Origin of the sequence: Streptomyces sp. NA04227 (assembly GCF_013364195.1) — a bacterium.
Lineage (GTDB): Bacteria > Actinomycetota > Actinomycetes > Streptomycetales > Streptomycetaceae > Streptomyces.
The window spans coordinates 3,396,273-3,419,855 of sequence record NZ_CP054918.1 but is presented as its reverse complement, the minus strand read 5'-3'; the positions used below and the strand labels follow the sequence as shown (position 1 = coordinate 3,419,855).

Annotated in this window: 19 protein-coding genes; 7 read left to right on the top strand and 12 right to left on the bottom strand. The window is 73.1% G+C overall.

What is annotated here, in order from left to right; all coding sequences use genetic code 11:
• Positions 1 to 70: 70 nt before the first annotated feature.
• The 6 genes from HUT18_RS14575 to HUT18_RS14550 form a co-directional block, all read right to left on the bottom strand.
• Positions 71 to 1,477 carry a glycosyltransferase gene (locus HUT18_RS14575; protein ID WP_176101090.1) on the bottom strand — a complete coding sequence of 469 codons (1,407 nt, stop codon included), beginning with the start codon at positions 1,475 to 1,477 and terminating at the stop codon, positions 71 to 73.
• The gene (locus HUT18_RS14570) at positions 1,474 to 2,175 is read right to left on the bottom strand and encodes a polysaccharide deacetylase family protein (protein WP_254879012.1); all 702 of its coding nucleotides are present in this window, start codon (positions 2,173 to 2,175) and stop codon (positions 1,474 to 1,476) included. The genes HUT18_RS14575 and HUT18_RS14570 overlap by 4 nt, the downstream gene beginning before the upstream one ends.
• A 142-nt stretch (positions 2,176 to 2,317) precedes the next feature.
• The gene (locus tag HUT18_RS14565; protein ID WP_176101088.1) at positions 2,318 to 4,441 is read right to left on the bottom strand and encodes a lipid II flippase MurJ; all 2,124 of its coding nucleotides are present in this window, start codon (positions 4,439 to 4,441) and stop codon (positions 2,318 to 2,320) included.
• On the bottom strand, positions 4,438 to 5,772 hold the full coding sequence (locus tag HUT18_RS14560; RefSeq protein ID WP_176104534.1) for an O-antigen ligase: 1,335 nt from the start codon (positions 5,770 to 5,772) through the stop codon (positions 4,438 to 4,440). Before HUT18_RS14560 ends, HUT18_RS14565 begins: the two co-directional genes overlap by 4 nt.
• Before the next feature lie 257 nt (positions 5,773 to 6,029).
• On the bottom strand, positions 6,030 to 7,526 hold the full coding sequence (locus HUT18_RS14555) for an exopolysaccharide biosynthesis polyprenyl glycosylphosphotransferase (RefSeq protein WP_254878602.1): 1,497 nt from the start codon (positions 7,524 to 7,526) through the stop codon (positions 6,030 to 6,032).
• A complete protein-coding gene (locus HUT18_RS14550; RefSeq protein ID WP_176101087.1) occupies positions 7,523 to 8,749 on the bottom strand; it encodes a glycosyltransferase family 4 protein in 1,227 nt (408 codons plus the stop codon). The genes HUT18_RS14555 and HUT18_RS14550 overlap by 4 nt, the downstream gene beginning before the upstream one ends.
• Before the next feature lie 670 nt (positions 8,750 to 9,419).
• Between HUT18_RS14550 and HUT18_RS14545 the strand changes: the two genes are divergently transcribed.
• The 6 genes from HUT18_RS14545 to HUT18_RS14520 all read left to right on the top strand — a co-directional run bounded on the left by HUT18_RS14545 (position 9,420) and on the right by HUT18_RS14520 (position 13,726).
• A complete protein-coding gene (locus tag HUT18_RS14545; protein ID WP_176101086.1) occupies positions 9,420 to 9,659 on the top strand; it encodes a chaplin in 240 nt (79 codons plus the stop codon).
• Between the two features lie 170 nt (positions 9,660 to 9,829).
• Positions 9,830 to 10,432, top strand: coding sequence for a hypothetical protein (locus HUT18_RS14540; RefSeq protein ID WP_176101085.1), 603 nt, complete (start codon positions 9,830 to 9,832; stop codon positions 10,430 to 10,432).
• A 305-nt stretch (positions 10,433 to 10,737) separates the two neighbouring features.
• The gene (locus tag HUT18_RS14535) at positions 10,738 to 11,025 is read left to right on the top strand and encodes a hypothetical protein (RefSeq protein WP_368661527.1); all 288 of its coding nucleotides are present in this window, start codon (positions 10,738 to 10,740) and stop codon (positions 11,023 to 11,025) included.
• 299 nt (positions 11,026 to 11,324) lie between these two features.
• The gene (locus HUT18_RS14530) at positions 11,325 to 11,990 is read left to right on the top strand and encodes a vitamin K epoxide reductase family protein (protein WP_176101084.1); all 666 of its coding nucleotides are present in this window, start codon (positions 11,325 to 11,327) and stop codon (positions 11,988 to 11,990) included.
• A 76-nt stretch (positions 11,991 to 12,066) separates the two neighbouring features.
• Positions 12,067 to 12,603 (top strand): tyrosinase family oxidase copper chaperone, encoded by a 537-nt coding sequence (locus HUT18_RS14525; protein ID WP_176101083.1) that lies wholly within the window; start codon positions 12,067 to 12,069, stop codon positions 12,601 to 12,603.
• A gap of 256 nt (positions 12,604 to 12,859) precedes the next feature.
• On the top strand, positions 12,860 to 13,726 hold the full coding sequence (locus tag HUT18_RS14520) for a tyrosinase family protein (RefSeq protein WP_176101082.1): 867 nt from the start codon (positions 12,860 to 12,862) through the stop codon (positions 13,724 to 13,726).
• Positions 13,727 to 13,849: 123 nt separating this feature from the next.
• Here the strand turns inward: HUT18_RS14520 and HUT18_RS14515 are convergent, their stop codons facing one another.
• Together HUT18_RS14515 and HUT18_RS14510 are read right to left on the bottom strand one after the other, a co-directional pair.
• Complete coding sequence (locus HUT18_RS14515; protein WP_176101081.1) at positions 13,850 to 14,122, bottom strand: chaplin; 273 nt, start codon at positions 14,120 to 14,122, stop codon at positions 13,850 to 13,852.
• Positions 14,123 to 14,354: 232 nt separating this feature from the next.
• Complete coding sequence (locus HUT18_RS14510) at positions 14,355 to 14,711, bottom strand: hypothetical protein (protein ID WP_176101080.1); 357 nt, start codon at positions 14,709 to 14,711, stop codon at positions 14,355 to 14,357.
• Between the two features lie 323 nt (positions 14,712 to 15,034).
• On the opposite strand from HUT18_RS14510, the gene HUT18_RS14505 reads away from it, so the two are divergent.
• The gene (locus tag HUT18_RS14505) at positions 15,035 to 16,081 is read left to right on the top strand and encodes a LacI family DNA-binding transcriptional regulator (RefSeq protein WP_217710489.1); all 1,047 of its coding nucleotides are present in this window, start codon (positions 15,035 to 15,037) and stop codon (positions 16,079 to 16,081) included.
• A gap of 116 nt (positions 16,082 to 16,197) precedes the next feature.
• Here the strand turns inward: HUT18_RS14505 and HUT18_RS14500 are convergent, their stop codons facing one another.
• From HUT18_RS14500 to HUT18_RS14485, 4 genes are all read right to left on the bottom strand, one after another.
• Positions 16,198 to 18,327 (bottom strand): ABC transporter ATP-binding protein, encoded by a 2,130-nt coding sequence (locus HUT18_RS14500; RefSeq protein WP_176104530.1) that lies wholly within the window; start codon positions 18,325 to 18,327, stop codon positions 16,198 to 16,200.
• A gap of 107 nt (positions 18,328 to 18,434) precedes the next feature.
• On the bottom strand, positions 18,435 to 19,778 hold the full coding sequence (locus tag HUT18_RS14495) for an FAD-dependent monooxygenase (protein WP_176101079.1): 1,344 nt from the start codon (positions 19,776 to 19,778) through the stop codon (positions 18,435 to 18,437).
• A 187-nt stretch (positions 19,779 to 19,965) separates the two neighbouring features.
• Positions 19,966 to 21,078: a phytanoyl-CoA dioxygenase family protein gene (locus tag HUT18_RS14490; protein WP_176101078.1), complete on the bottom strand. Its 1,113-nt coding sequence runs from the start codon at positions 21,076 to 21,078 to the stop codon at positions 19,966 to 19,968.
• 334 nt (positions 21,079 to 21,412) lie between these two features.
• Positions 21,413 to 23,428: a protein-arginine deiminase domain-containing protein gene (locus HUT18_RS14485; RefSeq protein WP_176101077.1), complete on the bottom strand. Its 2,016-nt coding sequence runs from the start codon at positions 23,426 to 23,428 to the stop codon at positions 21,413 to 21,415.
• Positions 23,429 to 23,583 lie beyond the last annotated feature (155 nt).

Here is a 23,583-nt window from a genome sequence, read left to right as displayed (position 1 = left end):
GGTGCCGGTCCCGGTGGACGTGCCGGTCCCGGTGGCCGCAGTGGCGGGGTCACGGGTGGTCATGAGGGGATCACTCCCGGGGTCGGGGCGGGGAGAGGGGCGGGGTGAGGACGGCCTGCTCGTACACCTCGGTGAGCTGCCGGGCGCTGCGGGTGATGCTGTAGTGGCGGACGGCTTCGGGCACTTCGAGACGGGAGCGCAGGGGGCCCATCGGTCCCGGTGCCGCCGGCGCCGACGATGTGGACGCGGCGAAGGCGACCCCGACGGACCCACCGGACGTACCGGACCCACCCGGCCCCCCGCCCGCGACCGGAGCACCAGCCGCGGCCGACGCGGCGCACCGTGTGAACAGCGCGGACAGCGAGAGGGCGAAGGCCTCAGGGGTGCAGTCGAGGCGTTCGGCGCCGGTGGTGGCCTGCCGGGGCAGGTCCTCCAGGGCGGGGCAGGCGACGTAGCGGACCGGGAGACCGGCCGCGAGGGCCTCCACCGCGGCGAGGCCGAAGGCCTCCTCGGGGGACGGGGAGGCGAGTACGTCCATCGCCGAGAGCAACGCCGGCAGGGCCGCTCGCCCCGCACCCCGCGTCGCCGCCGGGCCCCAGGCACCGCCGATGTCGGCCGTCGTACCCGCAGCGGCAGCGGCAGCGGCAGTGGGTGTTGCGGTTGCGGTTGCGGTCACGTCAGTGGCAAGGGGGCCGCCGGGCGACGCCAGCATCGCCCGCTCGCCCGCGAACACCACACGGGAGACCACCCGTTCACGCCGTGCCGCCTGCCGGAGCGCCGCCTCCTCTGGGCCGCCGCCGACGAGCAGCAGACGGCAGTCCTCTGGCAGTGCGGCAAGGGCGCGTACCAGTACGTCGAAGCGTTTGCCGGGGGCGAGCCTTCCCACGCCGCCGATCACGAACGCGTCCTCGGGCAGGCCGAGTTCACGCCGTACGGCACAGCGCGCGGCGGGGTCGTAGCGGAAGGCTGCGGCGTCGATGCCGTTCGGCACCAGGTGGATGCGCTGCCGGGGGACGCCCCAGCGGTGCAGCCGGTCGGCGACCGTCGGGGAGACCGCGACGGTCGCACGGCCCAGGCGCTCGCCCGCCAGATACAGGGCGCGGACCGAGCGGGTGAGCCGCCTGCCCTCCAACTGCCTTTCTCCCAGGGAGTGTTCGGTCGCCACCACGGCCTGCACGCCCGCCATCCGTGCCGCGATCCGCCCGTACAGGCAGGCCCGGTACAGGTGGGTGTGCACCAGGTCGTAGTGCCCGGCGCGGATCAGTGCGGTGAGGCGGGGCAGGGCGCTCAGGTCCCGGTTGCCCGCCATGCCGAGATGGCGTACCCGTACGCCGTCGGCGAGCAGCCCCTCGGCGACGACGCCCGGGTTGGTGAGGGTCACCACCTCGCAGTCGGCGTCCAAGTGCCGTAGCAGCAACCGCAGTTGCTGCTCGGCGCCGCCGACGCCGAGACCGGTGATGACGTGCAGGACCTTCACACCCGGGCCGCCTCGTCACGCGGGGCGCGTCGGCGCAGCGGGTGCAGCCTGCGCTTGAGCGCCATCCGGAGCGGGGTGTCCTGCTGGCCGATGTGCAGGCGGGGCAGCGCGTACGGGCCGCTGAGACGGCCCGGGTCGATCGCGCAGGCGTAGCGGTAACCGGCCCGGCGCACGGCGGTGGCCACCCGCTCGTCGACCGAGCCGTACGGATAGCAGAAGCCGTGGACGTCGTCGCGGATCAGCTCCGAGAGGAGGGTGCGGCTGCCCATGGTCTCCGCGCGCAGCAACTGCTCGTCGCAACCGGTGAGTTGGACGTGGGTCAGGCCGTGCGAGGCGATCTCCATTCCGGCGGCGTGCGCCTCGCGGATGCCCTCGGCGGTGAGCAGCGGCTTGCGCGGCCCGAGCGGATCCCACTCGTTCTCGCCGCCGAGCCTGCCCGGCAGGACGAACACCGTGGCCCGGAATTGGGCGCGGCACAGCAGCGGCAGCGCGTGCGTGAGGAAGTCGGTGTACCCGTCGTCGAAGGTCAGCCCCACCAGACCCCGGCCCCGGCCCGCCGCCCGCGCGGCGAGCAACTCCGCGACGCCGACGCCGCGCAGCCGGTTGCGCTCCATCCACCGCAGCTGCTGGGCGAGCCGGTCCGGTGTGACGGTGATGCGGTACGGGTCGTCCGCGCAACTGCCCACCGAGTGGTACATGGCGATCCACGGCGGCCCGAACGGTGCGCGCCGGGGCGGGACGAGGGCCTTGGCCGGTTCCCCCGCACCCTGCGGGCGGCCCGGAGCGGTCGTCTCGTGTGTCGCGGCCGCCGTCGCTGTCGCGTGCGTGGTCGCGGACGTCTCAACGGACATGGGTGTCCTTCCTCTGGGACGGGCGGGAGGGGCGGAGCCTGCGCAGCCGCCGTCGGAGGCGGCAGGGGCGACTCGGGCGGGGACGGGCCCCTGCGGGCAGCGCGCTCCGGCGCTTCTCGCGCCCGAACAGCCCGCCCAGCGACGTGAGTTGGTGCAGCGGCAGGATCTGCGACAAGCGCGGGAGCCGGAGCTCGGTGGCTCCCGACGAGCCCAGAAACGACCCGGTGACCAGGAGGAACACCCCCGTCACAAGGGGCAGGCAGAGGCCGAGCGTCAGCAGCGGGGAGGCCGGGCCCACCAGCCGGGCGCAGGCCAGTCCCGCCACCGCCGCCACCGCCGCACCGAGGAGCGGGCCGAGCAGCGTCGCGGACACCGCGCCGAGGCGCAACGCGACCGCGCGCCGCGCCCCGTACAGCAGCAGTACCGCGCTGAGCGTGATCCCGACGGCGTTCGCCGCGGCGATGCCCCGTACGCCCCACGGGCCGACCGCGAACGCGCCGAGCACCGCCGTCACAAGCGCCCCCGCGCCCATCGCCACCAGCGGGTACCAGGCGCGCCGCCCGCCCGAGAAGTACGCGCGCACCAGGGCGCCGACCATGGTGTGGCCGAGCAGACCGGCCGCGTACACCCGCATCACCCCGGCCGTCGCCGCCGTGTCGGCGGAGGTGAACGCACCGCGCTGGAAGAGGAGTTGGACCAACTGCGGGGCGGTCGCGAGCACCGCCGCCGCGCCGAGCAGGACCACCGAGGCGGCGAGCAGCAGATCGCGCTCGATCCGGTGCCGGGCCGCCTCGGTGTCACCGTCGGCCACCGCCCGCGCCACCACCGGGAAGGTCACCGTGCACAGCATCAGCGACAGCACCATCGGCAACTGGCAGATCTTCTGGGCGTAGTTGAGATGCGAAATGGCTCCCGCGGAAAGTCCCGAAGCCCAGAAGCGCTCGATGAACACCTGCGACTGCCGGGTGAGCGCGAACAGCAGCACGGTGACGATCAGGGCAGGGTCGACCAGCGGGGGAGCGGGGGGAGCGGGGGCGGCGGTCGGCGCGGGGGTGGGCTCGGCGGCCCGGCCGGGCTCGGGTTCGACTTCGGGCGGGGCTTCGGCTTCCGACAGGGCCACTGGTCGGGCCTGCGTCAGAGCTTGCGGCGGAGCCTCCGGCCCGGCTCCACGTACGGATTCGGGCTCGCCTGTACGTACGGATTCGGGTTCGCCTTCGAGGACGGCCACCGGCGCGGGCCGCTTCGGCGGCAACACCTCTACCGGTACGACAGCCGGCTTGCGGCGCCCGGGCCCTCCCCGCAACTCCCGCCACAGCGACGGCACTTGAGCCAGCACCATCAACAACCCGCCGACGGCCACGCCCACCGCCGCCGCCTGTACGTCGAGTACCCCGCCGAGCAGGAACAGCGCGCCGATGATGCCGATGTTGTACGCGACGTAGATGGTGGCGGGCGCGAGGAAGCTGCGATGGGCGCGCAGGGCCGCGCTGCAGTAGCCCGCGAGGCCGAAGGTCAGTACCGAAGTCGCCGTCAGGCGGGTGCAGTTGACCGCGAGTTGCGGATCGTCGAGCCCCGGTGCCAGTACCTCGACGAGCAGCGGCGCGCCGAGCACCGTCAGACCCGCGGCGACCGACAGCCACAGCGCGAGGCGCGGCAGCGACGAGGCGACGAGCGCGCGCACGGGATCGACGCTCGCCCCCTTGCCGCGACTGACCTCCCCTTGCGCCGAACTCGCCGTAGCAGCAATGCCGTTGACCGTCCCGTCGCCCCGGGCCCGGCGTGCCAGCGCCACGCTGAACGCGGGCACCAGCGCGAAGGCCAGCCCCTCCTCGATCAGCAAGGTGGAGGCCAGCTCCGGCACCGTCCACGCCACCAGGAACGCGTCCGTTCCGCGCCCCGCCCCGAACAGCCGCGCAAGCGTCTGGTCCCGCACCAGACCGAGCAGCGCACCGGCGGCCGACAGCGCCGCCGTGAGCAGCGCCGCCTTCGCCAAGTACCTGTTATTGGGCGGGAGTTGGGGTGCGGGTGCCGGTTTCGGGGCCTGGGAGGACGTCGGTCCGGTGCGGGGAAGGGCGTCGGTGGCGGGCACGGTCGGGGTCTCGGCGGTGGTCATCGGGCCGCCTCGCTGGTCGTACGGTCGGCGAGTGCCCACCAGGCGGCCATGCCGAGGACGACGGCGGTCAGTACGGTCGAAGGGCCGCCGATGTCCGCGTAGACGAAGTCGGTGAGCTGCCAGACCAGGAGGCCGCAGGCGATCGAGGCGCAGTCCTTCGCGGGATGTGCCGAACGGGCCGAGCCCGGGCGGCCGTTGGCGGTGGCGCCGAGGGTCCGGGCGGTGGCCCGGCGCAGGCCGCACACCAGGAGTGCGGCCCAGCTGCCCGCGAGTGCGGTCAGCCCGATCAGGCCCTGTTCGCTGAGGATCAGCAGATACATGTTGTGCGGCGAGAGCAGCGGCTGACGGTGGAAGTCCGTGCCCGCGCCCGCGACATCGCTGCCGGAGGACAGGGCGAGCGAGGCGTGACCGTCCCGCTCCTCGGGGAACCGCTTCAGACCCACCCCGGCCAGCGGCTCGGCCCGCCACATGTCGACCGCGGCCGCCCACATCGTGTACCGGTCGGTGACCGACTGGTCCGGCGCGTCGGTGACCTGGGTGATGCTGCCGAGGCGCTCGCTCAGCATCTGCGAGCCGACGCCCATCCCGGCGACCAGGACCACCGCGGCCGCGGCGACTGCGGCGAACACCCGTACCGCGCGCCGCAGTCCGGCCATCACCAGCTGCGTCGAGAGCGCCACCACCGTCGCGATCCACGCCCCCCGGCTGAAAGACAGCGCGAGCGGCGCGACGAGCAGCAGGGCGCAGAGCGCGGCAACGGTCCGCTGGTTCCGGACGCCGTGCGAAGCCGTCTTCGCCTGCCCCGCACGGGAGTTACCCGCGCCGGGGCGCGTACCGCTGCCCAGCGCGAGTCCCACCGCGCACACCAGGCCGAAGCTCACCACCGTCGCCATGCCCATGATGTCGTTCGGGCCGAAGGTGCCGACGGCGCGCACGTCCGCGCCCTGGTACGAGGCGCCGGTGCCGGTCAGGTACTGCCGTACGCCCACGCCGCCCTGCCAGAGCGCGAGGGCGACGAACGACCAGGCCACCAGGCGCAGATCACGCTCGTCGCGGACCAGAAGCACCACCGCCGCCGGGACCAGGACGAACACCTGGAGATAGCGGGCCATACCGGTCAGGCCGGTGGCGCCGACCGAGCCCGCGGCGGCCAGTGCGACACCGGCCACCGGAAGTCCGAGTACCAGCGCCGCGAGCCGGGTCAGCGGCTTGCGCGCCCCGCGCACGACCCGTACCGCACAACCGAGCACCACCAGCCCGGACACCGCGTCCGCGAGCGTGCCCCCGGACCCGTCCCCGCCTCCCGCCGCCGCACCGCCGGGCAGACCCATCAGCGCGACGAGCAGCACCACCGGCAGCACGGGCGCGAAGGACACCGCCCGGCGCCGAACGGCGGCCGACCACACGGCGAGTGGCGAGACACCTTCGGGGACGCGGGGCGGTGACGACGAAGGCGACGGTGACGGCGGCCGCCGGGCGCCGACGGCGAGGGAAAGCGGTGACGACGGCTGCCGGGCGCCGACGGCGGAGGAGGTCGGCGAGGCGATCGCCCCGCTCCGCTCCGCCGTCCGCCCCGGTGCCACCGTGCTCAGCTCCCCGTCCGCCGCAGCAGGGCCGAGGCCGTGCGCAGCAGGATGCAGACGTCGTGCCACAGCGACCAGGTCTCGATGTACGCGTTGTCGAACCGGGCGCGGTCCTCGATGGAGGTGTCGCCGCGCAGGCCGTTGATCTGGGCGAGTCCGGTGATGCCCACGGGCAGCCGGTGACGGTCCGCGTAACCGGGGTGCGCGCTGCTGAACTCCTGGACGAAATAAGGGCGTTCGGGGCGCGGGCCGACCAGGCTCATGTCGCCGCGCAGGACGTTCCACAGCTGCGGCAGCTCGTCCAGCGAGGTACTGCGCAGGAAGCGGCAGAACAGGCCGATCCGCTCCTCGTCGGCGACGCTCCAGCGGGTCGCGGACTCCTCGGCGTTCGCCGGGCGGTACGTACGGAACTTCAGCAGCGTGAACGGGCGGCCGTGCCGGCCGATGCGCTCCTGACGGAAGACCACCCCGGGCCCGCCGGTCAGGCGCAGTACGCCCGCGCACAGCCCGAGCAGCGGACTGAGCGCGAGCAGCGCGGCCGCCGACACCACGATGTCCAGGGACCGTTTGGCCACACTCAGCCGGGCCGCCCCGACCGGCGCGAGCAGCTCGCAGGGGAAGGCGGCGAGCCGGTGCGTGGTGGCGGGCACGAAGGCGGTACGGGTGTCGATGCGCCACAGTTCGCAGCCCGACTCGTCGAGCAGGCCCAGGAGTTGATGCTGTTCCGCGCAGGTGTGCGCGCCGACCACGAGCGCGGCCCGTACCGAGTTCTGCACCAGCGCGCGGCGGACATCCTGCGGGGAGACGAGCACCGGCAGGCGCGGTTCGGGGCCGTTGTCGGGGGCCGGATGGTCCTGGCTGTCCGGGGCGGCCGCGACGACGCCGACCGGGCGCAGACCACAGCGCGGATGCCGCAGTACGGCCGCGGCGACCTGCTGTGCTTCCGCGCGGTCGCCGATCACCAGCGCCGCCAGCGGGCGGGCGAGCGCCGCGCGCAGCCGCAGCCGGCCGAGTACGGCGCGGGCGGCGAAGGCGACGGCGGTGTGGGTGGCGCAGGCCGCGGCGAGCGTCGTCAGCGACATCGCGCGCGCCGGAGCGAGCGCCGCGAGCAGCGCGGCGGCGGTGCACCAGGCGACCGCGGCGCGGCCCGCGACGGCGGGCAGTTCCTCCAGCGCGCCGGGCCACGGGCCGGTGCGCCGGGGCGTGCGGACGTGCGAGAGAGCGGCCCCCGCCACGAGCAGCGCCGTAAGCAACGGGCGGTGCCACGGACCGCCGATCAGCAGCGAGGAGACGAGCGCGGCCGCCACGTCGGCGAGCAGCAGCGGTGGCCGGAGCCCGCGGCGCGGCGGGCGGTCCGGCGGGGGCGGCCCGGTGCCGGACGCGGGCCGGGGCGCGAGGACCACGCCGGTGCGCCGGTTCGGGGCGCCCACCGCCTCGGCGGTGGAGCGGCTTTCGGGGCCGACGGGGCCGCCGGGGGAGGGGACCGTGCTTTCGGCAGTCACAGAGCGCTGTTCTCCCTGTTCTGACGGGGATCGTCGGGCCGCGCGCCGAGCAACTCGCGGTACAGCTCGGCGAACTGCTCGGCAGTGCGCCGCACATCGTGGGACCTCAGAACGTGACGGCGCCCCGCGAGCGCGAGCGCGTCCCGCAGCCGCGCGTCGGCGAGCACCCCGACGACGGCGCGGGCCAGCGCGCCCGGATCCTCCGGCGGCACCAGGCAGTACGGCACATGTCCGGGCGGCAGCGACTCCCTGCTGCCGCCGACGTCGGTGACCACGACGGCCCGCGCACAGGCCATCGCCTCCATCGGCGCCAGCGCCATGCCCTCCCACCGCGAGGGAAGTACGACCAGGTCGGCGGCCCGGTACCAGGGGGCGGGATCGGACACCGCGCCCTGGAACGACACCGAGGCGAGAGAGGCCGCCGCGTCCCGCAGCCGCCGTTCCTCCGGCTCGGGTCCCTCGCCGACCAGGACCAGGCGTGCGCCGGGCAGCTCACGCAGCACCCGCGGCCAGGCGGCGAGCAGGACATCCTGGCCCTTTTGCCGACACAGCCGCCCGACGCACACCACCAGCGGACCCGGTGCGTCCACCGGCCGCCGTGCCGCGGCAGGCCCGCCCGCGGCGAGGGGGCCCGGCGCGGGGAGCGCGGCCGGACCCGGACTGAACAGATCGGTGTCCACCCCGTTGGGGATCACCGACCAGCGCGCACGGACCCCCGCCCGCAGCCCGGTACGGCGCTCCGCCTCGCTCACGCACACCACCCGCGCGCTCCACCGCGCCGCGTACTGCTCCCAGCGCCGCGCGAGCGTCGCCGTCGAACCGGTCACCGCCTCGAACGACCAGGCGTGCGGCTGGAAAACGGTCGGTACCCGGCCGCGTACCGCGAGTCGTGCCGCGAGCCCCGCCTTCGCGCTGTGCGCGTGCACCACGTCCGGGCGCACCTCGCCGACCAGCCTGGCCAGCCGCCGCGCCTCGGCCGCGACCGCGAGCCCCGGATCACGCTCCGCCTCCCACGCGCGCACCCGGCCGCCGAGCCCGCGCAGCGACGAGGCGAGCGTGCCCCGCGCCGGACAGGCCGCCGCGACGGTGATCCCCGCCGCGACCTGCGCCCGCACCAGATCGCTCACCACCCGCGCGACCCCGCCCTCCACGGGCTGCGCGACATGAAGCACCGTCAGCGGAGCTTCGCGCCCGGCGTGCGGTGTCGTCGTGGACGAGTTCATGCGGGGCCTCCCTTCGGGTGCGGTGACATGCGGTGGCGTGCGGTGACGGGTGCTGAGAAGCGGGAGTGGGGGAGGGGGCGGGGTGTTGGTGGGGCCGACGTGGCGGGCGACAGCGCTGGGCGCAGGCGGGGCGGGGCGAGCGGCGCGCGGGGTCAGTGCGCCGCGCGCGAGGTGCGCGGGGGCGCGACGGTGTCGTCCCGCGCGGGTTCCTGCGCCGCGCGCGCCACCCAGTAGGCGCCCGCTGCGGGCCCCGTGTCCCGGCGGGCGTGCATGGAGTCGAGGGACGTATGTACGAGGGCGCCGTACCGCGCGCTGTGGTAGCGCGGGAGGGGGCCGCCGTGCGACCGTCCGACGAGGGGTCCCAGCCCCGTAACTACGGGGCTGAGCAGGGAAGTTGAGGCAGCGGCTCGGGTCGGGGCGGACGACGTGGAGTACGGGGATGGCGGACCGGGGCGACGTCGCATGACCTGAGCGGCCCTTTCGGATGTGTAAAGAAGTTGTGCTCGCTCAGTGCAGAGTGCGCGCTCGGGGGCCGCTTACCACCTTTCGTCCAGGCGTTGCGGAAAAGGATCACCCCTTTGGACGCAGAACCCCGGTACCGATTCGGCGTTGGTCCATGAGCCGGGCATCCCGCCCCGGTGTATTGGATCAACACAAGGAGCAACACTCCATGTCGCGTACTGCGAAGGCCCTCGTCCTCTCCACCGTTGCTGCTGCCGCAGTCGCCGGTTCCGCCGGCGTTGCCAGCGCCTCCTCCGGTGCGGCCGCCAAGGCCGAGCACTCCCCCGGCGTCATCTCGGGCAACGTGGTCCAGGTTCCCGTCCACGTTCCGATCAACGTCTGCGGCAACACCATCAACATCATCGGCCTGCTGAACCCGGCCGCGGGCAACACCTGCGTCAACCACTGAGCTGCCCCTGCGGCTCTGCCGAAGGCCGCGCACCCCTCGGGGGGTGCGCGGCCTTCGCGCGTTCCGGGCCGGGGCGAGCGGCCACGGTCCACCTCGCGAACGGGACTGTCACCGGCGGGAGTTAGCCTCCGGCGGAAGACGAGGGAACCGTTGCCCGAGAGGAAGTCCCCATGTTCGACGAGCGGTTGGCCCGGTTCTCCCGGGAGCGGCTGGGCGGGCGGCCCGTCCCCGAGGACCTGAGGCTGATGCTCACCGCGGGCTGGGAGGGCCGCGAGGACGTCGTGGCGGCGTACGGCATCACGTTCCTGGAGCCCGGCGAGAGGGATCCGCTCGTCGACCACGACTACCTGACCGAACAGGACCGCGCCGATCCGGACATCGCCGCCAACTGCGCCGCCTTCGTGCGTATGACGGCGTACCTGAAGACCTTCGCGCGCGGCGAGGACGGGGACTTCTACGGCTACTGGCTGCACCCGGACGAGCCCGCCGGACGGCCGCCCGCCGTCGTCCGCGTCGACACCGAGGGCTCGTACCTGCTGTTGAGCGGCAGCGGTTTCGCCGAGGGCTGTGCGGCCGAGTTCGGCTACGACAGCGCGGAGGACTTCGCCGAACTCGTCGAGCGGTTCGGCGACATCGGCATCACGGTCACCGCCCGCAGCGCCGACGAGCTCGGGACACCCGAACTCGCCCGCGAACCCGAGGAGTTGCACCACGAGTTCTACAACGACGAGCGGCGCGGGCACGGTCTGGAGCCGGTTCCCCCGCTCCTGTGATGACCCGGGACTATGCCGAACGGCCTTGCCAAGTAGGCGAGTTGACGCGGCGGTCGGGTACCGGACGGCGCTGCCGACCGGCAACGGGCGAGGTCGTGACGGTCGCGGTGCACGCTGGCGGGGCGCCGGAAGGCTCATAGGAGAATGGGACGTGTCCCTTCAATCGGGTGGGCGTCGAGGAAATTCACGGCTGCGGAGTTTCCGTCCCGCACAGGGCTCGTTAACCACGGCGAAGTACACCGCCGGGTGATCTCGGCCCGGTGCTGTCCGTCTGCCCGGCGACTTCCGTCGCCGATGAAAGGATCATGATGAAGTCCCTGAAGGCTGCCGCTGTCGTCGCCGGTTCTCTCGCGGTCGTGGGCGCTGGTGCCCCGGCGTTCGCCTCGGAGGGGCTCGTTCCCACCGAAGTGACCCAGACCGCGACCGACACCCTCGGCAGCCAGCAGCTCCTCGCCGATGCCCCGGTCTCGACGAACGCCCTCGACCCGAAGAGCGCCGGTTCCGTCGTCGGCGCCGTCGACGGTGCCACCGACGGCATGAAGTCGGGCGGCGGCAACTCCCCGATGATCGGCGGCCTGCCCGTCGGCGGCTGATCCGGGCGAGGAAGCCAGGAAGCGGGGCCGGTGCCCACGGGCTGCTGCCCGTGGGCACCGGCCCCGACGCGTACGCACCGCCAACTCTCCGTGGAACAGGGGCTTTTGACGCCTCTGGCAACAGGTCCGTTGTGGGTGCATCCGCGCTCTCCGTGATCGGCGCACGAGCTCCTGCCTCTCCAACTGACCCGACAGACACAGCAGTTGCGCCGAAGCACGTCGCCGCCCCCGTCACGGTGGGCGGCGCCGCCACTTCCGGCAGGGACCCGTACGAGAGAGACGAAAGAGACGACGACACGATGGACACCACGCTCAGGACGAACGAGACGCACGACGGGCAGCGGCACGGGTTCCCGCGGGGGCTGCCGCTGCCGGGGCAGGCGCACGTCACCGCCGGGGCCTCGCGCGCGCTCGGCGTTCTGCTTCTGGTCACCGGTGCGGCCGGACTGCTCGCCGCCTGGGTGATCACGCTCGACAAGTTCAAGCTCCTCGAGGACCCGAACTTCGTGCCCGGTTGCAGCGTCAACCCGGTGATCTCCTGCGGCAACATCATGAAGAGCGAGCAGGCGAGCGTCTTCGGCTTCCCGAATCCGATGCTCGGCCTGATCGCCTACGGCATCGTCATGGGCATCGGCGCCGCGGTCGTCGGCGGCACCACCTTCCCGCGCTGGTACTGGCTCGGCCTCAACGCGGGCACCGTCTTCGGCGTCGCCTTCTGCTCCTGGCTGCAGTTCCAGTCCCTCTACCGGATCAATGCGCTGTGTCTGTGGTGCTCTTTGGCCTGGGTTGCCACGATTATCATGTTTTGGTACGTGACGTCGTTCACCGTGCGCGCCGGGCTGCTGCCCGCGCCGGGGTGGCTGAAGACCTTCTTCGGTGAGTTCACGTGGGTGGCTCCGGTGCTGCACATCGGCGTGATCGGGATGCTGGTCCTGACCCGCTGGTGGGACTTCTGGACCGGCTGATCCCGCGTCGCTCGCCGGGAACCGGGTGGGCCCCCTGGGCCCGCCCGCACCACGAGCGAAGCGAGGACCAGCAGCGATGACCGACAGCGGCACGCATTCCCCACCGAGCCCCAACCCCGGCTCCACCCCCAGCCCCACTCCCGGTTCCGGCCCGACTCCCAATTCCGGCCCCACCCCCGGTTCCCGTTCCGGTACGAACACGACCGCGCGTACCCGCACCCGGCGTGCGGTGTTGCGCGGTCTGTTCGTCGCGGGGCCCGCGGTCGGTGTCGCCACCGCGCTCACTCCGCTCTTCCTCGCCCGTCGGGACGGCACCCGCGGAGGTGAACTGCGCGCGCCGGGCAGCGCGTACGGACGGCCCGTCGGCCGGTCCGCCGAACAGCCCTCCGGCGGGAAGACGCTCTTCGACGAGTACGTGTCGGGGCGTCATGTCCGCGGTACCGAACTGCCCGACGGCCGGGCCGTGGTCACGGTCGACGGCCGCCCCCTGCATCTGATGCGCCGCTCCGACGGCGGCTGGCTCAGCATGGTCGACCACTACGAGTCCTACCGGACGCCCCGCGAGGCGGCGGTGGCCGCGGTCCGCGAGATGGGCTCCTCCCGGCTGGCCTGAGCGCCGCGCCTTCCCGCCCTGCCTCGGCGCTCCCCGCCGTTCCTGCCGCTTAGGTGCCCCCCGTCTTCCCTCCGGCTTCGGCTCTTTCCGCGTTCCCGCTCCCCGCGTTTCCTCAACTCGCCTTCCCTCAACCCGCGCTCCCGCTCCCTGCTCCCCGCTCCCCGCTTTCGCTCCTCTCGCCCGGCTCCTCTCCCGAGCCCAGTTGGTGCGCGCTTCGCGCCGTGCCCGGGTCCGGCCCTGCCCCGAAGGGATCCCGATGGTCTACGTCCGCAGGAATCTGCGCGCTCTCAGCCGTGCGGAGAAGCGCCGCTTCGTCGACGCGGTGCTCAAGGTCAAACGCAGTGGCCGCTACGACGAGTTCGTGCGCATCCACATCGCGCAGTACCACGCGGACGGGGACGAGGGGCTGCGTCTCGCGCACATGACGCCGACCTTCTTCCCCTGGCACCGCCGCTTCCTGCTCGACTTCGAGCAGGCACTCCAGCGGCACGACCCGGGCGTGAGCGTGCCGTACTGGGACTGGACCGCCGACCGCGGCCCCGGCGCCGTCATCTGGGGCGAGGACCTGCTCGGCGGCAACGGGCGGCGCTCGGACCGGCAGGTGACCACCGGCGCGTTCGCGTACACGAGCGGTCAGTGGCGGATCCGGCACGGGGTCACCGACGGGCAGTTCCTGACGCGGGACTTCGGCAATCCTCGGGACGCGGTCGACCTGCCGACGCGCTCCGATGTGGACGAGGCGATGCGGGACGGCACGTACGACCTGCCGCCATGGGACTCCACCTCGCCCGGGGGGTTCCGCAACAAGCTGGAGGGCTGGACGGAAGGGTTCGGCAGCTCGGCGCTGCGCAACCACAACCGGGTGCACCGTTGGGTCGGCGGGCACATGCTCGGCGGCGCCTCCGTCAACGACCCGGCCTTCTGGCTGCACCACAGCTTCATCGACCTGCTCTGGTCGCGCTGGCAACAGGCGCACCCCAAGTCCGCGTACCGGCCCGCCCGTCGGCTCGGCCCCGCCGATCTCCAGGCCGGGAACGTGCTGTCCGCCCACGAGAAGATGCCGCCGTGGGACATCACGCCCGCGGACATGGAGAGCCACAGCAGGATCTACCGCTACGAGTGAGGGTCGCGGCGGGTCGCCGGTGGCGGGCCGCCCGTGAACACGGCGAAGCCCCCGGGCGCTGGACGCGCTGCCGGGGGCTTCGTGCCGAAGGGGCGGCTCGGCCTGGACGGCCGGACGGGAAGCTCAGTGGCCGTAGCCCTTGTGCTTCTTCTCGGCGCCCTTGTTCACGCAGACGTTGCCGACGGCCGGGTTCAGCGCACCGATGATGCTGACCGAGTTGCCGCAGACGTTGACCGGGATGTTGATCGGAACCTGGACGACGTTGCCCGAAATGACGCCGGGCGAGTTCTTGGCGCTGGCCGCGGCACCCGCGTCGGCCACTGCCAGACCGGCGCCCGAGACCACGACCGCACCGGTGCCGAGAGCGACTGCGGCTGCCTTCGCGAAGCGGGACATCTCGTACTCCTTTGATCTTGATTGACCCTGACGAGTACGCCGCACTGCGCGGGCGTACTCCCGTGTAACGCGCGCTGTCACCGACGGTCACGGTGCAATCGGGGGACGACACGATAAGTAATGCGAATGGAGTGCACGGCGGGCCGGGCCCGGTGGCCGAGGATGATCAGGCACCGTGCTGTCCCGGCCGCCGCGTGCACGCCCGCGCGCCTCGCACCCGGCCCCGGGTGGGTCAGTCCCGGTCGGTGTCTGAGGGTGAGCCGTGCTGCGGCTCGGAGGCTGTGGGCCCTGAACTCCCCGTAGCCGCTGGGCCGTTAGTGCCGTTCGGGTCGTTCGTGCCGCCCGGTGCCATGTAGCCGTACGCGACGCCGACCAGCAGGCCGAGCGGCAGACCCATGGCCAGGCCGAGGGCGGTGTCGTCGAAGAGCAGCATGCCGAGGCTGAGTCCGAGCGCCGCGCCGAGCATGAGCCCCAGGGACAGTCCGAGGGCGAGGTGGTTGGGGGCTTGGTCGGGGGCTTGGTCGGAGGCCCGGTTCGGAGCGGGTGTTATGGGCTGCTCGTCGGGCGTGGGGGGTTCGTGGCTGGTCATATGCCAAGTATGCCGAGGGTGGAAGGGAAGCCTCCGGTCGTGGAGGGAGAGGGCTTCCTGCCGTGGTCAGGGCCGCGGAAAGGGTCACGAACCGGGTTGGACCAATGGCAACCGGCCACGGAGGAATCGCAACCGGCCACCTACGGGCCCTGAGTGCCTCGGTGTCGCGCTGAGCGGCCATGCTTGTCCGGCATGCGGAGGAGATCAACTCCTTGGACATGTGCCGCACGCCGGTCGGCGGAGCGCGCCCGCCGGGCGTGCGCGTCGACCGTCCGCCCCGCCCGAGCCGCCGTGCCGGGCCGACACGTTCTAGGAGTGCTGCCGTGACCGCGACCCTGCGGGACGTCGCCCGGATGGCCGGTGTTCACCCCGGCACCGCCTCGCGCGCGATGAATCCGGACATGGCCCATCTGGTGAACGCGGCCACGGCCCAGCGGGTCCAGGAGGCCGCCGAGCGGCTCGGCTACATTCCCAACTCCCTCGCACGGAGCCTGAAGACGAGCCGTACCCACTCCCTGGGCGTACTCGTCCCCGACATCGCCGACCCGCTCTTCCCGCCCATACTGCGCGGGATAGAGGACACGGCCTCGCAGGCCGGTTACACCGTCGTCGTCGCCAACACCGACGGCGACCCGGAGCGGACCCGACGCCAGGCGGCCGGGCTGCGGGCGCGCCAGGTCGACGGGCTGATCCTCGCCCCGGCCGGATCCGTCGACCCGTTCGTCGCCGAACTGGAGGCCGCGGCCGTCCCCTTGGTCCTGGTCAACCGCGTGGACGCGGAGAAGCGGCTGGCCTCCGTGGCGGGCGACGAGGTGTCCGGAGTCCGGCAGGCCCTCGCCCACCTCCACGGACTCGGCCACCGCCGTATCGCCCATCTCGCCGGTCCCGCCGACACTCCGGCCGGTGCCGCCCGGCTGCGGGCCTTCCGCGAAGTGGCCGCTGCGTACGGGCTGTCCGCCGAGCAGTGTCCGGTGACCGAGGCCGCGGCCGACCGTATAGAGGAGGGCGCCCGTGCCGCCGCCCGCCTGCTCGACGGCGACGGCCGGATCACCGCCGTACTCGCCGCCCACGACCTGCTCGCCCTCGGCTGCTGCGAGACCCTCACCGCACGCGGACTGCGCTGCCCCGAGGACGTCAGCGTCGTCGGCTTCGACGGACTGCCCCTCCTGGACCGGGTCAGCCCGCCGCTCACGACGGTCGGCCTCCCGCAGTACACCTGCGGTACCGAGGCCGCCCGGCTGCTCCTCGACCGGCTCCGCGACCCCGAGGCGCCCCCCGAGTCCGTACTGCTCCCGGTGTCCCTGACGGTACGGGGGTCCACCGCCCCGGTCCGCGACACGGCACCGTCCGCGGTGGCCGGGGCGCGCTGACTCGGCGGTTCTCGCCTCGGCGTCCGCGGCCCTTGACTCGGCGGCCCGGCCCATGACCTGACGACTCATGACTTGGCGACCATGACGTGGCGGTCGATGCCCCGGCGGCCGGTGACTCAGCGGTCCAGCGACAAGGTGTGCAGCTCCGCGAACAGGCCACCTCCCGCCACGAGTTGCTCGTAGGTGCCCTGCTCCACGATCCGGCCGCCGTCCATCACCAGGATGCGGTCGGCCATCCTGGTGTTCTCGATGCGGTGGGTGACGACCAGGGTGATGCGGTCGGCGGCCAGGGTCTTCAGGGCGTTGAAGATCGCGTGCTCCCCGCGTGCGTCCATCTCCGAGGTGGGCTCGTCCAGGACGAGGACCCCGGGCCGCCGGTGGAACAGGCGCGAGCAGGCGAGCCGCTGCCACTGGCCGCCCGACAACTCCACGCCGCCCCACAACTCCCGTGCGAGCAGGGTGTCCAGGCCGTGCGGGAGCTCCTCGACTACGGTCCGCATGCCCACCTTGTCCAGGGCGTCCCACACCGGGTCGTCGTCCGCGGGGCCGCCTCCGCCACCCTCGCCGTCACCGCTGCTCCCGTGCCGCGGCTGCCCGAGATGGACGTTCTCCGAGACGCGCAGCGGCCAGCGGGCGAAGTCCTGTGGCACCAGACCGGTGCCCGCCCACACCGAGTGCGGGTCCGCCGCCGCCAGGTCGACGCCGTCCCAGCTCACCCGGCCCTGGGAGGGCACGGTGAGTCCGGTCACCAGCCTGGTCAGGGTGGACTTGCCCGAGCCGTTCTCGCCGACCACGGCGACGATCTCGCCCCGGCGCAGACCGAGGCTGACCCCGTCGAGGGCGGGGGCCTCCTTGTTCGGGTAGCGGTACACCACCTTGTCGAGGCGGATCTCCTCGGGCCGCGAGGGCACCGCCAACTCGCCGCGCCGGGTGGAGCGTTCGGCCGCGAAGTCGAGGAAGCCGCGCATGTCCGCGAGGTAGAGGCTGGTGTGGAACATCGCGGCGCCCTGCATCACCAGTTGCCCCAGTGCGGCGAGGGTGGTCTGCACGGCCACCACGGCGGTCGCCGCGACGGCGAGTTCCACCCGTCCGGACACCGCGAGCCACAGCAGGGTGGCCCAGGTGCCGATCAGGAAAAGGCCGCTCACCAGGGAACCGGCGAGTGCGATCCGCAGGGTGCGGCGCGGCACCGTGAGGGTGCGCCGGTCGATCCGCGCGGACAGGGAGCGGTACCAGAACACCAGGTAGTCGGTCATGCCGTTGGCTCGTACCTCGTCGGCGTACCGGGCCGTGGTCGTCCACCAGCGCATCATCGAGCGCACGTTGCGGTCGCCGAGGTTGGCGTAGTGGGTCTCGTAGTCCACCCGGGCCGACAGGGCGGCGCTGACGCCCGCGGGCAGTACCGCGAGGGCGAGCAGCGGCAGCATCAGCGGATGCAGCACGGCCAGGACGCCGCCCGCCGCGACCATCCTGATCAGTGAGGCCAGGAACCGCTGGGCGTCCTTGACCATGAGGTGGGTACGGACCACGCCCATCTCGGCGGCTTCCTGACGGTCCGCGAAACCGTCCTCCGCGTACGCCGAGACCTCCACCCGGCACACGGCCTCCACCAGGGCGAGATCGGCTGCCGTGGTCAGCGGCGGGGTGATGCGCCCGTCCGCGTACGTGGCGAATAAGGTCGCGAGCCGTCCCGTCCCGGCCGCCGCCACCACGACGAGCAGGGCGGGCAGCGCCTCGTGCAGCCGGTCGGAGACCGGGCCCGCGCCCAGGATCGGCCGCATCGCCTCGGCGGTGAAGGCCAGCAGTACGGCCGCGGCGACACCGGTCAGGACCTGGCAGACCAGGAGCAGGACCACCGCTCTGCGGTCCGTGCGCCAGGCCATCGTCGCCGTCTCGCGCAGCACGGACGGCAGCCGCGCGCACAACGCCCGGAACGAACCCGCCTCCGCCAGTGGGTTCTTGCCGAACTTCCCCTCGAAGGTGATCTCGGCGGGTGGGGGAGCGGCGGCAGCGGGAGACGGCGACAAGGGTGGTCGGTCACCCTCGTCGTGGTCCTGGTCGTGGGCCCGCCCTCCGGCGTCGTCGTGGCCCTCGGCGGGGTCGCGGGCATGGGCGGGACCGCAGTCGCGGCCCCGGTCATGGCCGTGGTCATGGTCGTGATCCTCGCGGTCACGGCCTCGTTCGCGGCCGGGGGCGAGTTGGCCCTCGGGGTCCTTGGTCGTCTGGCGGCCGTTGCCGTCGGTCATGGTCAAGTGCGGCCTCCAGGGCGCTCGTGATGCATGACTGCGAACGTAACCGACGGCACTGACAGTGCGACTGTGAGTGATATGTCGGGGGAGTGGGGTGCGTCCCGTCAGGTCCGCTTCGTGTCCGCGCGCCCGTGCAGGACGCGGGCGATCCGCGGGCCGAGGCGGCGCTTGAGGGTGCGCAGTGCCTCGGACCGTTCGACGGCGCGGTCGACGCGGTAGTAGAGCCGCGGCGGTACGTACGGCAGCAGCGGGGAGTGACGCTGGCCGAGCAGCGCGAACATCTCCTCCGGCTCCAGGCGCAGATAGCGCGGCAGGTTCTCGTACCAGCGCGCGCTGTAGCGGGCGGCGCTCTGTACGGAGAGGATGGCCGCTTTCCGTTCCCGTTCGTAGCGGGCGAGTGCCGCATCGAGTCCCGGGAGGAGGTGGCCTGTCGACCCCGGCGCGCCAGGCGCGACCGACCCGCGCGCGGCGGTCGCCCGCGCTCCCGGCGGGAGGTCGCCGAGTGCGTCCGCGAGGGCGATGGCGTCCTCCAGGGCGAGGGTGGTGCCCGCGCCGATCGAGTAGTGCGTGGTGTGGGCCGCGTCGCCGAGGAGGACCAGATTGCCGTGGTGCCAGCGGCGGTTGGTCAGGGTGCGGAAGTTCAGCCACTGGGCGGCGCCGTCCGGCTGTGCCCGGCCGATCAGCGGGTGCCCGTCCAGCGGTTCGGCGAAGAGTTTCTCCAGGAGGGTGAGTCCCTCGGCCTCGTCGGCCCGGTCGAGACCGAGGCCCGACCAGGTGGTGGGCGCGCACTCGACGACGAAGGTGCTGTGCTCCTCGTCGAACCGGTAGCCGTAGCACCAGATCCAGCCGTGCTCGGTCGGGACGAAGGCGAAGGTGAAGGCGTCGAAGACCTTGGTCGTGCCGAGCCAGACGTAGGTGTTGCGGCCGCGTGCGACCTCGCTGCCGAACTCCCGCGCGTACCGCCCGCGCAGCACGCTGTTGACCCCGTCGGCCGCGACCACCAGATCCGCCCCGGCCGTGACGGACCCGGCCGCCGCGGGACCGTCCGCGCCTGTGTCGGCATCGCCCCCGTCGACCTCGTCCGCGCCGACCTCGCGGCCGAACTCCAGCCGTACGCCCAGGGATTCGGCCCGCTCCGCGAGGATGCCCAGGAGGCGGCGGCGGCCGATGCCGAAGCCCTCGTCGCCGTGGTGACGGGTGGTGCGCCCGTGGACGTGGGCGAGCCCGTCGCTCCACCGTACGGAGGCGTCGCGGATGGCGCGCGCGGTCTCCGGATCGCCGCGGTGCAGGGCGTCGAGCAGCCCGGACCAGTACGTCACGCCCCAGCCGTACGTCGAACCCGCCGGGTCGCGCTCGTACACGGTGAGGTCGTGCGAGGGGTCCTGCCGCTTCATCAGGATCGAGAAATAGAGCCCGGCGGGGCCGCCGCCGACGCAGGAGATCTTCACGCGCACTCCCAGTGGTACAGGGGAAATTCGCCGCAATACCTGTCAAAGGTGAGGAATCGGAGAGGCAGGCTAGCAGCGGGGGTGCGCGGGCGGTGGGATGTCCCGCGTCGGCTCGTTCCCGGCCACGGGGACGGCCGGTCGCCGCGGGTCCGGAGGCCGGGGCCCGGGGACGCGCGGGTGGTCCGGGCTACGGCTGTGGCTGGGTGCCGACCACCGGGTTCAGCGGGGACACGGCACTCTCGCCGGGGGCCACGCCCGGCAGGAAGTCGGTCCAGGCGCCGCTCAGGAGCGTGGGTTCGGCGCTGACGCGGGTGCCGTCGGCGTAGTACGTCGACGAGAGCACACGGCGCGGGGTGCCGGTGCGGTTGGGGCCCGCCGTGTGGAAGCAGGCGGCGGAGTGGAAGGACACGTCACCGGCGCGGAACGGAGTGGCGTCCGGGGCACCGCCCGTGCGGTCGAGGACGGACCGGAGCCGCCGGTCGTAGTCCGTGCCGAGGAGGGTGAAGGGCACGGCGCGCATCTCGACGGCGGTCGGGCCGTTCGGCAGGCAGGCGAGCGGGCCCATCTCGGCGGGGATGTCGTGCAGGGCGACCCAGGAGGTGCACAGCGCGGTGGTGTCGAGCGGGTAGTGGTCGGCGTCCCGGTGCCACGGCGTACGGCCGCAACCGCTCTCCTTGGAAAGGAGGTTGTCGTGGTACAGCCGCACCCGGTCCGCGCCCGTGAGCCGGGCCGCCAGAGCGCCGAGCCGGGGCGACAGGGCGACGGCGCGCATCAACTCGTCGGTCAGCCACAGCTGTTCGAGCGCGAGGAAGCGTCCCGGACGCGGACCTCCGTGCGCCCGGTCGAGCAACTCGTCCGCCCGCCGCGCCAACGCCGCGACCACGGAGGGCGCGAGAACCCCCGGCAGCCGTACGAACCCCTGGCGCCGGTAGGCGGCGAGGTGCCGACTCTTCAGCGGATAAGGGGAGTTGAGATGCCGCAGGACCTCTTCCTCGGTGGCCACCTCGGCGGCGGAGTTCCGCCCGGCCGTGGCGTGGGCGTCGGTAGGGACGAAGTCCGGGGCGGCCAACTCCGCGTTCAGCGCGGCGACTTCGGCCGAGATCGCCGCCTCGGAAGGCGCCGTGGCCCCCTCGTCCGTACGGCTGTCCGTCGTGTTGTCGGCGAGCGTCATGTACCAGTCCCACCACTCCTGGTCGTCCCCGTGCCACGACGGGACGGCGGACGCGGCCCCGGTGTCGCGGGGCTCAACAGCGGGCGGGAGCAGGGGAGTTGACGTGGAGGCGGAGGTGGGTACGGACACGGTGTCATCCCTCTTCGGGCAGGCGTCGGGGTACGGGACGGCCCCTCGCGGAGCCGCTGACGGGGAGCGGCGCCGCCTGCACTGCGTCCCCCTCCGCACCTGCGTGTCCGCGAATGTGCGACCGCACCATCCCTACCTCGATGGCATGTCCATCTACCGCCTGTGAGCTGTGCGAAGTCTCACGGTGACAATGCGCGCTCTTTCTGCGCAACGGCTTTCGCACGCCCAATGGTTGCGGGGGCGAACATCAAGCCGACGGCCCGGCGGCGCAAGGTGCCGCCGGGCCGTCGGGCACCGACTTCCGCGCGGGCAAGAGCCGACCCGCGCCGTGTGCTCAGGAGCGGGCGCGCCCCTTCCACCACGGTGCCGAGATGTCGCGCAGGGTGTTGGTGCCGCAGTGCACCTCGCCCATGCCGAGGTGGTAGGTGGCGTAGTCGTCGATGTACGACACCTCCATGCCCGCCGTGCGGTAGGCGGCGGTGACGGCCTCGGTGAAGATGTCCTTGCCGTCGATCACCGGGCCCCACTGGCGGGGCGCGAGATAGCGGCCCGGGCCGAACACCACGCCGTTCACGGCGCCGGGTATATAGGCGCTCGTCATCAACGGCTCCTCGGCGCCCGCCTGTTGACCGGGAGCGGCCGAGCGCGCGCCGGAGGCCTCGGCGCGGCCCGGGGCGCGGTGCTCGGTCCAGGAGTCACGCAGCTGCCCGTACTCGTCCGCCGCGTCCGGCACCGCCTGGCCCGCGCCGAGCCGGGTCAGGCGCGGCATGCGGGCGCCGCCCTCGCGGGACTCGGAGCCGCGGGTGTACAGGGCGGGCACGCGGACGACCTCGGCGTCGGTGACGCCCGTCTCGCGCTTGAGGATCTCCAGGTTGGCGGCGATGCGCTTGGCGGCGAGCTCGTTGTCGGCGCGCAGCGACTTGGAGGCGAGGGCCTGGTCGATGGTCTCCTTCGGCACGGGAGCGTCCTTGGTGCCCTGCTTGGAGAACACCCGGGTCCCGCCGTGTCCCGACTCCTTCGCCTCGCGCAGGAGTCGCATGCCCGCCTCGGGGTCGGCGATGCCGAGCCGCCAGCCGCGCGGCGTGTCCGCGGGCAGGAACTGCACGAACTCGTCCACGTGGCCGACGTGCAGCCAGGAGGTGTCGAGCAGCAGCGGGTCCTGCATGCCCTGCGAGGAGAGCAGGGTGCGCATCACCTTCGCGGGCTTGGAGCCGGTGTCCTTGCGCTCGCCCATGATGATCCGCCCGGCCGGGTACGAGCGGCCGCCCAGCGTGTACGGCGGGATCGTCTCCAGGTTGCCCATCGAGTTGAGGGTCTCCTCCTCGGAGTCCTTCACCCCGGTGACCTGGACGACGCCGACGCCCGGTCCGCGCAGCTTGCCGAACAGCTCCTTGCCCGCCTCGCGGGTGGGCTGGGCCGAACGCAGCATGACGCGCATGCCCTGCGGCTTGCCGCCGGGCCCGGCCATGGTGGCGTACGCGGGCTCCACGAAGTCCTGCGCCCACGGGTCGCCGTACTGGGTGAACTTCACCAGCGGGGCGGTGATACCGGCCTTCTTCACCTCCTCCGCGAGGGACTTGACGAACTTGCGCTGCTCGCGCGCGTACGGGTCGTCGCCCTTGATCTCGGTGACCAGGACCTGCTGGGCCCGCTGGAGGTGGTGGTGGGTGAGCAGCGGGGCGGTGCGCAGTGTGACGCGGTCGGTGGTCGGCTTGGCGCCGCCGCCCGGGTTCACGGTGAGCGCGACCACGGCGGTGCCGTCCCAGACGGCCTTGTCGCGCACGACATCGGTGGCCTCGATGCCGAGTTCGACGCCGGAGCGCAGCTCGGCGGCGGTCAGCTTGGTGGTGGCGGTCACCGGCTGCCAGGCGCCCGCGCGCTTGAGGAACAGCCGCGCGTGCCCCGCCCCCTGGCCGGTCAGCGCGAGCTTGCCGGTGGCGCCGTCGCGCAGTTCCTTCGCCGGGACGCTGCGCACCCGGGCCAGGTCGGCGGCGTCGGCCGAGCCGTTGACCTTCCTGTCCGCGCCGTCGTGGCACTTCGCCAGCTCGGCGTCACCGAGCGGCTTGCCGTTCGCGCCGGTCGTCCGGCAGCGCTTCGCGTCGTCGTCGACGTTCGCCAGGAACACCGCACCGCGCCCGACGGTCCAGCCGTCCTCGCCGTCGGTGTCGCTGCCGCCGGTGACGTCGACCTTGCCGTCGCGGTTCACGTCGGCACGCAGGTCGGCCTGCCCGCCCGCCGCGGCGGGTTCCTTGGCTCCCGCCTGTGCGGCGAAGGCGGGTGCGGTCGCCACGACCGCTCCCACGAGGGCGATCGCCACAGCGGTCCGCCCCGGAAGTCTCACGCGCGCCATCTGGTCCCTTTCCCGGTCCTCGCGGACCCATGACTGTGTCGGGGGATGTGGGGAAGTTCAGCTGGAAAGAGGCAAAACGGGGTGCGAGGGTTGCCCGGCGGACGGAATCCGCGGCTCCGGGAGACGTGGATCACGCGGGTACGCGCCCACGCGCG

Coding starts and splice junctions, on each gene's coding strand:
- HUT18_RS14570 (WP_254879012.1), bottom strand. CDS start 2,175: ATGTACCACTCGGTGGGCAGTTGCGCGGACGACCCGTACCGCATCACC.
- HUT18_RS14565 (WP_176101088.1), bottom strand. CDS start 4,441: ATGACCACCGCCGAGACCCCGACCGTGCCCGCCACCGACGCCCTTCCC.
- HUT18_RS14560 (WP_176104534.1), bottom strand. CDS start 5,772: ATGGGTCTGCCCGGCGGTGCGGCGGCGGGAGGCGGGGACGGGTCCGGG.
- HUT18_RS14550 (WP_176101087.1), bottom strand. CDS start 8,749: ATGAACTCGTCCACGACGACACCGCACGCCGGGCGCGAAGCTCCGCTG.
- HUT18_RS14545 (WP_176101086.1), top strand. CDS start 9,420: ATGTCGCGTACTGCGAAGGCCCTCGTCCTCTCCACCGTTGCTGCTGCC.
- HUT18_RS14540 (WP_176101085.1), top strand. CDS start 9,830: ATGTTCGACGAGCGGTTGGCCCGGTTCTCCCGGGAGCGGCTGGGCGGG.
- HUT18_RS14535 (WP_368661527.1), top strand. CDS start 10,738: ATGATGAAGTCCCTGAAGGCTGCCGCTGTCGTCGCCGGTTCTCTCGCG.
- HUT18_RS14530 (WP_176101084.1), top strand. CDS start 11,325: ATGGACACCACGCTCAGGACGAACGAGACGCACGACGGGCAGCGGCAC.
- HUT18_RS14525 (WP_176101083.1), top strand. CDS start 12,067: ATGACCGACAGCGGCACGCATTCCCCACCGAGCCCCAACCCCGGCTCC.
- HUT18_RS14520 (WP_176101082.1), top strand. CDS start 12,860: ATGGTCTACGTCCGCAGGAATCTGCGCGCTCTCAGCCGTGCGGAGAAG.
- HUT18_RS14515 (WP_176101081.1), bottom strand. CDS start 14,122: ATGTCCCGCTTCGCGAAGGCAGCCGCAGTCGCTCTCGGCACCGGTGCG.
- HUT18_RS14510 (WP_176101080.1), bottom strand. CDS start 14,711: ATGACCAGCCACGAACCCCCCACGCCCGACGAGCAGCCCATAACACCC.
- HUT18_RS14500 (WP_176104530.1), bottom strand. CDS start 18,327: ATGACCGACGGCAACGGCCGCCAGACGACCAAGGACCCCGAGGGCCAA.
- HUT18_RS14485 (WP_176101077.1), bottom strand. CDS start 23,428: ATGGCGCGCGTGAGACTTCCGGGGCGGACCGCTGTGGCGATCGCCCTC.